The sequence below is a fragment of the Lentibacillus kimchii genome (genome assembly GCF_055381965.1).
Genome location: NZ_AP043934.1, coordinates 1130215 through 1143348 on the forward strand (window position 1 = coordinate 1130215; position 13134 = coordinate 1143348).

Here is a 13134-nt window from a genome sequence, read left to right on the forward strand (position 1 = left end):
ATCATGAATCACACAGAGACATTGACACGTTTTACAGCCAATTTTGTTGATGAACTGGCTCAAGGCGGATTGACCGATGTTGTCATCTCGCCAGGGTCCCGATCGACACCCTTGGCAATAACCATCACCGAGCACGCCGATTTAAGACAGTGGATTGTACTTGATGAAAGGTCAGCGGCGTATTTCGCCCTTGGAATGGCCAAAAAACGCCAGGTCCCGGTTGCGCTTGTCTGTACGTCCGGCACAGCTGCTGCGAATTATTTTCCAGCGATTGTTGAGGCGTATTACAGCCGGGTGCCCCTTGTTGTTCTGACCTCAGACCGGCCGCATGAACTGCGTGATACGGGTGCACCCCAGGCAATTGGGCAAATTAAATTATATGGTGATTATGTCAAATGGTTTCAGGAAATGGCTCTTCCTGAAGCAGATGCTGCGATGCTTGACTATGTGCGGAATAAAGCGTCGCGTGCCGTCCATACAGCCAATGAAGGCAATCCAGGCCCGGTACACTTAAATTTTCCGTTCCGTGAGCCATTAATTCCGGATATGGGACTCGATAATGTTTGGGGAAACAAGCCTGACGAGCCGTTTTATACAATGGCTGCGGGCAAGCGCCGTCTGGAACCAGAACAGCTGAATCAATTAAACAAGCAGCTGCAATCTCTATCAAAAGGTCTGATTGTCTGCGGACCGCAAACCGATCCAAACTTAGCTTTAGCGATCACCAATCTTGCTGAAACCTGGCAGCTGCCGATTCTTGCTGATCCTTTATCCCAGGTGCGGGCGGGCAAGCATACGAAACATCTGATTGTTGAAAGTTATGACGCTTTTTTGCGAAGTGAAACCTTAAGACAGCAGCTGAAACCGGACTTTATTATCCGTTTTGGTGCCATGCCAGTTTCGAAGGCTTATCTGTTTTACGCAAAAGAACACTCAGATGTCCCGCAGTATGTCGTGGAAAATGTGGCAGGTTACCGTGAACCTGCGGGCAATCGAACAGAGTGGATTTACGCCGATGCGGCTCTATTATGCCAGGACCTGACAAACAGTGCCGGTTCAGTAGCTGGAGATGCGCAGTGGCTGAGCAGATGGCAAACGATGAATCAAACATCCAAAAATCATTTAACGGCCTCTGATGACACAGATGCGCTGACGGAAGGGGAGGCCATTCGCAGTTTGCTGGCAGTTCTTCCGGATGCAAGCAGTATTTACATTGGCAACAGTATGGCTGTAAGGGATCTGGATACCTTTTTTATGGCTACGGACAAGTCTGTAGATGTGCTGGCTAACCGCGGGGCCAATGGCATCGACGGCATGGTATCAAGCGGCATGGGAGCTGCAGCGACAGGGGATCCCGTTACACTTGTTCTGGGTGATTTATCGTTTTTCCATGATATGAATGGGCTGCTGACAGCCAAACATTACGAGCTCAACATAACCATTCTCGTCCTTAATAATAATGGCGGCGGCATCTTTTCCTTTTTGCCGCATGCCAGCCAGCCAAACACCCATTTCGAGACACTATTTGGCACACCGCTTGATATTGATCTCAGATATGCTGTTAAGATGTATGGCGGTACGTACCGGCAGCCGGAAAGCACTTCAGAACTAAAAGACTCACTGCAGGAAAGCTATCAGTATCAGGGATTGTCTGTCGTAGAAGTCAAAACCGAACGGGCTGCCAACGAAGCATGGCATCGCAGAAAGTGGCAGGCGATCGAGGCATCACTGTTAAAAGATGAGGCGTCACGTCATGTATAAGACCATTAATGGAACACCTTATTGGTATGAATCGTACGGTGAAGGCGAACCAATCGTCCTCCTGCATGGATTCACCGGTTCAGCTGACACATGGGACAATCTGGTTCATGATTTACAGAATCTGTATCAGCTTATCACACTTGATCTGCCTGGTCATAGGTACATGAAACAGGGGTCTGTGAAAACGATTGAGGCTTTTTGTCACGATCTGACCGGCCTGCTCGATCAGCTGGGATTGTCTCAAGTGCACTTAATAGGCTATTCTATGGGCGGGCGCACGGCGTTGTCTTTTGCGATCTTATACCCTGACCGTGTCGCGTCGTTAATTTTGGAAAGCGGCTCACCCGGTTTGGCTCAGGAAACGGAGCGTGCCGCCCGCCGGCAGCAGGATGATCGCCTGGCCAATTATATTGAACAGGAAGGGCTTGAGGCGTTCGTCGCCTATTGGGAATCGCTTCCGCTGTTTGCTTCACAAAAACAGCTTTCGGAACCTGTTCGTGATAAAATAAGAGCGGAGCGCCTCTCACATGTGCCAGAAGGACTTAGCCAATCTTTAAGGTATATGGGGACGGGCGTGCAGCCATCCTGGTGGGAGGCTCTGCCGCAGCTGAGACGGCCAGTCTTGCTGTTGTCAGGCGAATGGGATCAAAAATTTGTTGAGCTCAACCAGAAAATGGCAACTAAGCTGCCAGCCGTTCAGCACAAAATAGTTTATAAGGCAGGACATGCCATTCACGTGGAACAGCCAGTTATTTTTGCTAAACTGGCAAGTGACTTTTTGCAGTCGCGTCCAAAGTCATTATGAATCGTAACTAAGCCTTTGCTAAAAACGAGCAAAGGCTTACAGTTCCTATTCGAACGCCGTGACATGCGTTCCACAGATTTTGAGATGAAAGAGGGTAAGGCTTATGGCCGAAGTGATTCCCCACTGGCTGTCGAAACGGGCTGAACTGGCGCCTGATCAGACAGCTATTGAACTTGCGGATGGCGTTGTGTATACGTTTCAGGATTTGATGGAGACAAGTCAGTCATTCGCCCGAAAATTACGCAGCCTGGGTATTCAAAAGCATACAAAAGTCGGGATACTTTCCGCTAATCAACTCGATATGGTCGCAGCGATCCATGCCTTAACTTATCTGGGGGCTGTAGGCGTTCTTTTAAATACCCGGCTGACTGATCGTGAATTGAACGAACAGCTGCATGATGCTGGTGTCAGTCTAATATTGGGGCAGGAGCGTCAAAGCGGTTTGACCGCAGAGACTTATACTTTTGCAGCCATTTGGGAGCTTCCGGAGAAACAGACAGACCTGCAGCATGAACTGGATCTGGATGATGCATTCACAATCATTTATACATCCGGAACAACAGGGACGCCAAAAGGGGTTGTTCATACATACGGCAACCATTGGTGGAGCGCGATTGGCTCGATGCTGAATCTGGGTTTGCAGCCTCAAGATAAGTGGCTGGCTGTGCTGCCATTTTTTCATGTCAGCGGACTGTCCATTCTGTTGCGAAGCGTTATTTACGGCATCCCAGTTTATTTAATGGAACACTATGATAAACAGCATGTTCATGATGCTATTATGACAAAAAATATCACGATTGTTTCGGTCGTCACCAATATGGTACGGGATTTGCTTACACTGCTGGGTGAGAGCCGTTATCCGGATACACTCCGGTGTATGCTGCTTGGCGGCGGTCCAGCACCTAAGGCATTGCTTGAAACGGCAAAGACCAAACATATGCCTATATTTCAGTCATATGGCATGACGGAAACGGCTTCACAAATTGTCACGCTAAGCCCTGCTGATGCCCTGGAAAAGCTAGGGTCTTCCGGAAAGCCATTGTTTCCAGCCCAGCTGCAAATTGATGCTCCGCCGCAAAATGTTGGTGAGATTTTTGTCAAAGGCCCAATGGTGACAAAAGGCTATTTTAATCGTGAACAGGCTTCCCAAAAGGCAATCCAAAACGGCTGGCTGGCAACAGGTGATCTCGGCTATATGGATGAAGACGGCTTTTTATATGTTGTGGACCGCCGGAAAGACCTGATCATTTCCGGAGGGGAGAATATTTACCCAACGGAAATTGAAAGTGTGCTGGCCTTATTGACAGGTATTCAAGAAGCGGGTGTGATCGGGAGGCCTGACGAAAAATGGGGTCAAGTACCCGTTGCATTCGTTGTGCTTCGTGATTCATCTGTGACAGCTGAGGCTATAGAAGCTTTCCTCCGCCAGCATCTCGCAGGTTATAAAGTTCCGCAGGCGATCAGGTTTCTTCATGAATTGCCGCGAAACGCTTCCGGCAAGCTGGAGCGGTATCAGCTGGCAGGGTATTTAAATTCCGGTGGTTGATATTCTGATTGTTGCTGGTATGAGACAGACGATTATATTCACAAGTTACTTATAATCATCCCTGTATTAACACATCTTAATAACAGGAGGTGGTGACTTGTGAAAAAGAAATTTTACTTTAATATGGGAAGTCAGGAAATTTCGCAGGTTCGCTATGCTAATAATGACACCTATGTTATTTATGCTACAGAGGATGAAGCAAATCAATTGCGACAGCAGCTGGACGGCATGAATACAGCAGACATGAACGCGTTTTATCGTTCGCATGTGCCCATCAAGTCTTATCACCATGATAAACCTAATGATGACTATGATGCCGGTATAACAGATGCTTTTCAAATGATTTATGATCTGGGTGATAACGAAACAAAACAGCATATTGAGAACATGGGTATTCTATCTGATTATCGCATGTGATATAAAGTGGGAATAAGCAATGCGCCTTATTCCTCTTTTAATAAAAGAATCCAGATGGTTTCGCCGGTCCCATATTTATGATACAATTACCAAAAGCTAAAAGCAGTTATTCAGGCAAATTTAACCATTTGTATGATATTCAAACACGATGTGCGAGCGGTGCTCATGAAAACCAATACATATGCTATTGGAAATCAGCAAAAATGAAAGCAGTTGAAACTATGCAGCATACATTCAAGGATTATTATCGTAATGAGGTAACCTTGTCGTTTGCCGATCACCCGTTTTCTCAAAGCCCGAAACATGTATGGGTTATTTGTCACTATCACCATAAATGGCTGTTGACCCGGCATAAAGAACGCGGCCTGGAATTTCCGGGAGGCAAGGTTGAGAAAGATGAAGCGGCACGGGATGCAGCAATCCGGGAAGTGAAAGAGGAAACCGGCGGCACAGTGGCTTCTATTCGTTATATCGGTCAATACATTGTTGCTGGGAAAACGGAGACCATTGTTAAAAACATTTACTTTGCTGATATTGGGGAGCTGGCTGAGCAAGAGACCTATTATGAGACAGAAGGTCCGTTTGTGCTGGCTCACCTCCCCCGTAATGTGAAATCTGATAAACGATACAGTTTTATTATGAAGGATGATGTATTAACACATGCAATAGCTTTCATCAAACGAAAAGGGTTGCGGAATCGGCCATAAGCCGATTCTTTTTAATGTGTGTGTTTCATTAGAACAACTTCAATACGTTCGATGATTTTGTACATGATCGCCGCAGCTACTGAAATAAGAAGTAAACTGGCCATCACAAGTGAAAAGTTAAAGACCTGGAATCCATAGACAATTAAATAGCCCAACCCCTCGCTGGAAACAAGGAATTCGCCGACAACCACGCCCACCCAGGCTAAACCAACGTTAACTTTCAGAGCTGAAACCATTGTTGGAATAGCAGCTGGAAAAACCGCCTCTCTGAAAATCTGCCCGCGTGTTGCTTTGAAGCTTGTTAAAACTTTGATGTAGTTTGGATCAACCTCTTTGAAAGCGGAATAGACGACTAACGTGGTGATGACCACAGAAATAATAGCACCCATCATAATGATCGCTGTGTATCCGGGTCCAATGGCGACGATAAGAATGGGTCCGAGAGCGACTTTAGGCATGGCGTTCATAACGACCAGATAAGGATCCATTATATTGGAAAATCGTTCGGATGACCATAAAATCGCAGCCATCATAATGCCGGAAATTGTTCCGATTAAAAAGCCCAGAACTGTCTCAAACAAGGTGATTTTAAGATGCGTGAACATTGACCCGTCCGCGAACTTTTCCACCAGAACGGTGAAAACTTCAGATGGTGAACTGAATATCAGCGGATCAATCCATCGCATTTGGCTGGCTAGCTCCCAAAAGCCGAACAGTGCAATCAGCAAAATAATCTGCCAGACGGAAATAAATCGTTTTTCCCGTTTCACGTTTCGCAAATAGTTTTGAAATAACTGATTATCGGTTTCATGTGTCATATGAGGATGCTACCCCCTGTTGTGATCCATTTTCATTTTTGGTTAATTCGTCCCATACTTTGTCAAAAAGAAGCTGATACTTTGAATGACGTCTGGCCATGAATGGTCTTTCATTACGCAGTTCAAGCGGCACTTCAAATGTTTTGGCAATCGTACCTGGATTACTGTCCATCACGATGATCCGGTCACTCATGGCTATGGCTTCTCCGATGTCATGCGTTACCAGAAGAGACGTCTTGTTATACAGCTGCAGCAAATCCCAGACTAAATCCTCTAATCTTAATTTGGTTTGATAGTCGAGGGCCGAAAAAGGTTCATCCAAAAGCAGAATATCGGGATTGGTAATCAAGGTGCGCACAAGTGCCACCCTTTGCCGCATACCGCCTGAAAGTGATTCAGGATAGTCACCAGCTATGCCGGATAAGCCAACCTGCCCAAGAAGTTCAGCGGCTCTGTTCTGTGTTTCACTTGAGTGGTCATGATGGAGTTTAGGGCCCAGTAAAATGTTTTCAATAATGCGTTTCCATGGGAATAAATAATCCTGCTGGAGCATATAGCCAATATTCGGCTGGGCCTGCTGCAATGGTTGATTATTAACGTAAACCCTGCCGGATGTGTGATTGAATATACCGGCCATAATCGACAGGATCGTTGATTTGCCACAGCCACTGGGGCCGAGCAGGGCAATAAATTCACCTTTTTTTACTGAGAATGAGATATTATCAAGTGCTTTTGTATAGGTTTTTTTAGAAAAATAAAGATGTGACACCTGATCAAGGGTGAGAAATGACATGGTTTTCCTCCTTATTTGCTACTTGCCAATGACTTCCTCAGCAATCGTTGTATTGACAAGATCTTCATACCGCGCATCTTCTGGAAGTTCGCCGGCTTCATCCATAATAGCCTTTAAGTTGCTCCAGCCTTCTTTATCAAGTTTCGGATTGGAAGCGAAAGAGTCCTGGTCCTTGTAACGCTCGATGGACGAGGCGATCATTTTCTTTTCTGTATCTTCAAAGTAGGGCTGAATGACATCCGCTATTTCCTCAGCACTATGATTCTGTACCCATTCCTGTGCATTATAGACGGCTCTCGTAAATTGCTTAACGGTTTGCTCATTGTCATCCAGGAACGTTTCCTTGGTCATAAATGAGGTATAGGGGACATTACCGGATTCTTCACCGAATGAGGCGATAATATGGCCTTTGTTTTCTTTTTCAAAGGTGCTTGCTGTTGGCTCAAATAATTGGACGTATTCCGCATCACCAGAGGAGAACGCACCTGGTATGTTGCCGAAATCAATATTCTGCAACAAATTTAAATCGGTTTGTGGGTCTAAATCATGCTGTTTCAAGACGTATTCACCGACCATTTGCGGCATACCGCCTACACGCTGGCCCAGAAATGTGCTTCCTTTGATATCATCCCAAGTGAAATCCGGTTTTGGCTCTTTAGCAACCAGAAATGTTCCATCTGTTTGAGTCAATTGAGCAAAGTTAACGGCTTGATCATTGGAATCCTGTGCATGAACGTAAATCGACGTTTCTGATCCGACAAGAGCCACATCTGCTCCATCGGATAGCAGGGCTGTCATGGTTTTATCACCACCCCAAGCTGTCTTTAGCTCAATATCGATGCCTTCATCTGCAAAAAAACCTTTTTCAATGGCGACATATTGAGGGGCGTAGAAGACGGAACGCGTTACTTCAGCTAATTGAATGGTTGTTTTATCCTGGTTAGTGCCACAGGCTGCTGTGATAATGAGCAGAAGAAAGCCTAAAAGCGTTATACCTAAACGTTTCATACCGGAAGGGCTCCTTTCCTGTAAACGTTATGGCTGTCCGCGCAGCTGTCTGTAAAGCCATCTGTCAGAGCGGATGATACAGACAGTCACATGCCAAGCGTTTTATGATATATCGTCATTTTATTCGGGTGAGGAAAATGTGTGAATGCCCAGATTGTCGCTGATGAATTTAGAGGACACAGGGGAGAAGGGTGGCAATATCAAAAAGGGGCTGGGACAACAGTGCGAACCACTTGCGTGACTGAACCGCTCCGGAAAAAGACGTCACTTTCCGCGGGCGGCTGGTGAGCCTCCGCTGAATCGGAGCATTGTTCGACGCTTGCGTTGTTCGCTTTCGTTATGTCCCAGCCCTTGCCAGTTTATACTGGCTATGGCTATCATATATAAATCCTTTTGGGATGAGGATATAGAAATTTAGTTACCCTTTGTAGACGGGTCCAGCCTTACGGATGTCATCGCTTGCCTCTGTGAATTTGCTGAAGTTATCGTGAAACTTTACGGCAAGTGCTTGTGCTTCGTTAACGTATGCTTGTTTATCAGCCCATGCATTCTTAGGAACAAGAACGTCATCAGGCACACCTGGAACATGAAGCGGAATGTCCAGTCCGAAAATCTCATCGGTAACGGTTTCGATAGTTGCCAGTTCACCTTCCAGTGCAGCGTGGACCATAGCTCTTGTATAGGAAAGCTTGATTCGCTTACCGGTCCCATATGAGCCACCAGTCCAGCCGGTATTAATGAGAAAAACACTTGAATTAAATTGATCGATTTTGTCTCCAAGCATCTCAGCATATCTGGATGGTGCCAGCGGCAAAAATGGGGAGCCAAAACAAGCGGAAAAGGTTGCTTCCGGCTGAGTGATTCCCCGCTCAGTTCCTGCAAGTTTGCTGGTATAGCCGCTTAGAAAATGGTACATGGCCTGCTCTTTTGTCAGTTTGCTGATCGGCGGCAGCGTTCCAGATGCATCTGCTGTCAGGAAAATAATCGTGTTCGGATGACCTGCAACACTGGGTGTGACGATTCTGTCGATATTCTCCAGTGGGTAGGCTGCACGCGTATTTTCGGTCAGTGACGTGTCATCATAGTCCGGTTCACGCGATGATGGGTCGAGTACAACATTCTCCAGTACGGAGCCAAAACGAATGGCATTGTAAATTTGCGGTTCTTTTTGCGCTGACAGGTTAATACATTTGGCATAGCAGCCGCCTTCAATATTGAAAATGCCGTTCGGACTCCAGCCATGTTCATCATCACCAATTAAGCGCCGGTAAGGATCTGCCGAGAGCGTGGTTTTCCCCGTTCCGGACAGGCCGAAAAATAGGGCAACATCGCCTTCCTGCCCAACGTTTGCCGAACAGTGCATGGATAAGACATTGTTCTGCGGCAAGAGATAGTTCATGACAGAAAAGATCGATTTTTTAATTTCACCAGCATATTCTGTTCCGCCGATCAACACAATCCGCTTCTCAAAGGAAATCAAAATGAAAGTCTCGGAATTGGTTCCGTCGGTATCCGGATCAGCTTTGAATGTTGGGGCGGATATAACAGTGAAATCAGATTCATGTGTTTCTAATTCACCCTTTGTCGGAGGTATGAACAGCTGCCGGGCAAATAGACTGTGCCAGGCATACTCTGTTATAACGTCAATTGGCAGCCGGTAGTTAGGATCAGCCCCAGCAAACCCTCTGAATTGAAAAAGAGCATCTCGATTATGCAGATGAGCTGTTACTTTTTGCAGCAAATTGTCAAAGACGGTTTCATCAATCGGTTGGTTGATTTCACCCCAATCAACGTGTTCATCAGACATATTATCACGGACGATAAATTTATCTTCAGGAGAACGGCCGGTATACGCACCAGTTGTTGCACATACAGCCCCGGTCGCGCTCAGAACACCTTCACCCCGGTTCAGGATTTTTTCTGCTAACTGCGGCACAGCCAGGTTCTTCTGTATATTGTCGTGAGCAAGCAAATCTTGCATCAGTAAGGTGTCTTCTTTTGTTTTCATTTTCAAAACCTGCCTTTTTTTAAGTTCGGCCAAATGATTCTGTTATATTAATTCGCTTATTAGTATAACACATTAAACACATTAGTCCATACTATTTTATGGTTAATCGTATGAATTTTTTATAAATGTGTGATACCAGTCGACAGTGGACAAGTTGACAGCCGAGGGTTATTTCGTTATGATAAAGTTTCGAGCGGATATTCTCTTATTCGGAGCTGGTGGAGGGACAGTCCCAATGAAGCCCGGCAACCATCACGTCTGTGACGAGGTGCTAATCTGGTGCAAGGCTGAAACCTTGAACAATAAGAGTGAAAGGCCTAATCCTTTCCTCATTGTGCGGGAAAGGATTTTTGTTGTGAAGACGTCACTTGATTGCAATTTATGCTGAAAAGAGTTCCGCAGCAAACACTTAAGGAGGACACGGCCACATGGCTGTTAAAAGGCGTTTATTTACATCGGAGTCCGTTACGGAAGGCCATCCGGACAAAATATCTGATCAGATTTCCGATGCCATATTAGATGAAATTCTAACAAAAGATCCAAATGCCCGTGTTGCTTGTGAGACGACTGTGACAACAGGCTTGATTCTGGTATCAGGTGAGATCACGACAACGACATATGTCGATATCCAGGCAATCGTTCGGCAAACGATTAAAGATATTGGTTATACCAGGGCTAAATATGGCTTTGATGCGGAAACATGTGCTGTGCTTACAGCAATTGATGAACAGTCCCCCGATATTGCCGGCGGGGTGGATGCGGCGCTTGAGGAGCGTCAAGGCGAGATGAACGATGACGAAATTGAATCCATCGGAGCAGGCGATCAGGGTCTGATGTTTGGTTTTGCCTGTAATGAGACAGACGAACTGATGCCTTTGCCGATATCGCTGGCTCATAAACTCGCAAAACGTCTCGCCGATGTGCGTAAACATAATGTTCTGAATTACTTGCGCCCTGACGGTAAAACGCAGGTGACGGTGGAATATGATGAACAGGGGACGCCAGTGCGAATTGACACGATCGTCATTTCTGCCCAGCATCATCAGGATATTTCGATAGATCAAATTAAACAGGATTTGATTGAGTCAGTTATTCGTCCGGTTGTGCCGGCAAAATGGCTTGATGACGAAACAAATTATATTATAAATCCAACCGGCCGGTTTGTGATCGGCGGTCCCCGCAGTGATGCAGGGATGACAGGCCGGAAAATTATTGTTGATACGTATGGCGGATATGCCCGGCATGGCGGCGGTGCTTTCAGCGGGAAAGACTGCACAAAGGTTGACCGGTCTGCCGCTTACGCAGCGAGGTACGTTGCTAAAAATATAGTTGCGGCAGGTTTGGCTGAAACATGCGAGGTGCAACTGGCTTATGCGATCGGTGTCAGTGAGCCGGTATCGATAGCAGTTAATACATTTGGCACAGGTATCATGGCTGAGGAGTCGCTTGCAGATGCTATACGCCACGTATTTGATCTTCGTCCAGCAGGAATTGTTCGTATGCTTGATCTGCGTCAGCCGATTTTTAAAGATACAGCTGCCTATGGCCACTTCGGGCGAACGGATAGACTATTTCCGTGGGAAAAAACGGATAAAGTGGAAAAACTTCAGGCACTAACGGTAAAATAGCCCTCTAATAAACATCATTATGAGCTTTCTTCCTGCAGAGAGAAAACGTATTATAAGGGCAGAGGTGCACCCCAAAAGTTAGACTTTAATTTTTGGGGAGCAGTACATATACTTGACGTGTTTCTCGTCAAAGTTAATAACTTAATACTTTCGCAAAAATACGCGCTTCTTTGAAAACAGGTGTTCCCGGATGTAGCTGTGAATCTCTGAGAGAATCCGCTCGATGACCTGGGTTTGGTTTGCTAAGATCCGAACGGAAAAACCAGGCGCCATTAGTTCTGAAAAGCCCAGCTTGCAGTCAGCCGCGTCAGACCTGAATTGTTCTGTCAACGCTTCTATATGTTCGCGCTGCAAATCCTCATTTACCACCAGCATGGAGCCCAAATGCGAGAATCCCTCCATCATACCGATGTCCTGAATATGATCTGTTGCGGGATTTAATTTTAAATGATCAAAGACAGCAAGCTGATCATTCAGGTATACTGTATTTTTGACCTGGATATTTTCATAGCTGAACAGTGACCCGTCTGGCGACCAGCCAGGCGTAATGATGTCCGAATAAATAAGCGTGGATCCAGTTTTCATATGGATGATATTGGTCTGCTTATAATTCGCTTTATTGTAAGCAATGATTGGATCAGGGATATATTCTAAAAGACTTCCCTCGTTTAAGACAATGGTCGTTTCCTGTGTAACTGGCTTATTTGGTGTTCTGTATATTTTGGTTGCAGCCTGTGTTGTCAGAAGAAGCTCGGCATTTTTTTCCAATGTAAATGACATCCGGTAGCGATCACCGTCGACATAACCGCCACCAGGATTGAGTATAAAATAACAGGGCTGACCAGAATCATCGTAATATTTTGGGCGCATTAATTTAAAAGCACCCTGAAAATAAATAGTCTCAGGCACAGACGTTCCTCGCTTATTTTTCATACTCAGCTGCAAATCACCCGTCCATGCAGCCATTTAATTCAACCCTACTAATAAAGCATGTTGTTTGATCCAGTCAACCACTTGGTCCACGCCGGTGTTATCTTTTAAGTTTGTGAATACAAACGCTTTATTGCCGCGAAACGTTTGGGCGTCAGCTTCCATAACATCAAGATCAGCTTCGACAAATGGTGCTAAATCTGTTTTATTGATAATGAACAAATCGGATTTAATCATGCCCTGACCGCCTTTACGCGGAATCTTTTCGCCTTGTGCCACGTCAATAATGTAAATTGAGAAGTCGACGAGTTCAGGGCTGAACGTTGCAGCTAAATTATCGCCGCCGCTTTCAACAAAGAATAAATCTGTATCGGGATGTTTTTCTTTTAAATCGTTCAGAGCTGTGTCATTCATGGATGTATCTTCTCGTATAGCCGTATGCGGGCAGCCGCCGGTTTCAACACCAATGATGCGATCCTGCGGCAAGACGTTTTTATTAAGCAATATCTTCTGGTCTTCTTTTGTATAAATATCATTGGTTACAACGGCCATGCTGTATTCATCACGCAATTGTTCCACCATTTTTTCAATCAGAGCGGTTTTTCCCGCGCCAACAGGACCGCCAACACCGATTGTAATAGGATCCATTGCTATCACTTCTTTCTTTAAGTAATTTGGGGAGTCCCGCTTTAAAACGAAGACGTTAGAGCAGA

General features: G+C 45.6%; 12 protein-coding genes and 1 riboswitch. Of the genes, 6 read left to right on the forward strand and 6 right to left on the reverse strand.

Annotated features, from left to right (window positions below):
* Window positions 1-3 precede the first annotated feature (3 nt).
* The 5 genes from menD to ytkD all read left to right on the forward strand — a co-directional run bounded on the left by menD (window position 4) and on the right by ytkD (window position 5236).
* Window positions 4-1761 carry a 2-succinyl-5-enolpyruvyl-6-hydroxy-3-cyclohexene-1-carboxylic-acid synthase gene (gene menD, locus ACZ444_RS06140; RefSeq protein ID WP_382357541.1) on the forward strand — a complete coding sequence of 586 codons (1758 nt, stop codon included), beginning with the start codon at window positions 4-6 and terminating at the stop codon, window positions 1759-1761.
* Entirely contained in the window at window positions 1754-2566 is an 813-nt protein-coding gene (gene menH, locus ACZ444_RS06145; protein WP_382357540.1) for a 2-succinyl-6-hydroxy-2,4-cyclohexadiene-1-carboxylate synthase, read from the forward strand. Before menD ends, menH begins: the two co-directional genes overlap by 8 nt.
* A gap of 103 nt (window positions 2567-2669) precedes the next feature.
* Window positions 2670-4112, forward strand: a complete 1443-nt coding sequence (locus ACZ444_RS06150) for an o-succinylbenzoate--CoA ligase (RefSeq protein ID WP_382357539.1) — start codon at window positions 2670-2672, stop codon at window positions 4110-4112.
* Window positions 4113-4211: 99 nt separating this feature from the next.
* Entirely contained in the window at window positions 4212-4529 is a 318-nt protein-coding gene (locus ACZ444_RS06155; RefSeq protein WP_382357538.1) for a hydrolase, read from the forward strand.
* A 77-nt stretch (window positions 4530-4606) separates the two neighbouring features.
* The gene (gene ytkD, locus ACZ444_RS06160; RefSeq protein ID WP_382357537.1) at window positions 4607-5236 is read left to right on the forward strand and encodes an RNA deprotection pyrophosphohydrolase; all 630 of its coding nucleotides are present in this window, start codon (window positions 4607-4609) and stop codon (window positions 5234-5236) included.
* A gap of 11 nt (window positions 5237-5247) precedes the next feature.
* Here ytkD and ACZ444_RS06165 read toward each other — a convergent pair whose 3' ends face one another.
* The 4 genes from ACZ444_RS06165 to pckA form a co-directional block, all read right to left on the reverse strand.
* Window positions 5248-6054, reverse strand: coding sequence for an ABC transporter permease (locus ACZ444_RS06165; protein WP_382357536.1), 807 nt, complete (start codon window positions 6052-6054; stop codon window positions 5248-5250).
* A complete protein-coding gene (locus tag ACZ444_RS06170) occupies window positions 6044-6847 on the reverse strand; it encodes an ABC transporter ATP-binding protein (RefSeq protein WP_382357535.1) in 804 nt (267 codons plus the stop codon). The genes ACZ444_RS06165 and ACZ444_RS06170 overlap by 11 nt, the downstream gene beginning before the upstream one ends.
* 18 nt (window positions 6848-6865) lie before the next feature.
* Window positions 6866-7855, reverse strand: a complete 990-nt coding sequence (locus tag ACZ444_RS06175; RefSeq protein ID WP_382357534.1) for an ABC transporter substrate-binding protein — start codon at window positions 7853-7855, stop codon at window positions 6866-6868.
* A 418-nt stretch (window positions 7856-8273) separates the two neighbouring features.
* Window positions 8274-9863: a phosphoenolpyruvate carboxykinase (ATP) gene (gene pckA / locus ACZ444_RS06180; protein ID WP_382357533.1), complete on the reverse strand. Its 1590-nt coding sequence runs from the start codon at window positions 9861-9863 to the stop codon at window positions 8274-8276.
* Between the two features lie 202 nt (window positions 9864-10065).
* A riboswitch (SAM riboswitch) is annotated at window positions 10066-10172 on the forward strand.
* A 119-nt stretch (window positions 10173-10291) separates the two neighbouring features.
* On the opposite strand from pckA, the gene metK reads away from it, so the two are divergent.
* Entirely contained in the window at window positions 10292-11491 is a 1200-nt protein-coding gene (metK, locus tag ACZ444_RS06185; protein WP_382357532.1) for a methionine adenosyltransferase, read from the forward strand.
* 141 nt (window positions 11492-11632) lie between these two features.
* Here metK and ACZ444_RS06190 read toward each other — a convergent pair whose 3' ends face one another.
* Together ACZ444_RS06190 and ureG are read right to left on the reverse strand one after the other, a co-directional pair.
* Window positions 11633-12457, reverse strand: coding sequence for an urease accessory protein UreD (locus ACZ444_RS06190; RefSeq protein ID WP_382357531.1), 825 nt, complete (start codon window positions 12455-12457; stop codon window positions 11633-11635).
* Window positions 12458-13069, reverse strand: a complete 612-nt coding sequence (ureG, locus tag ACZ444_RS06195; protein ID WP_382357530.1) for an urease accessory protein UreG — start codon at window positions 13067-13069, stop codon at window positions 12458-12460.
* Between the last annotated feature and the right edge of the window lie 65 nt (window positions 13070-13134).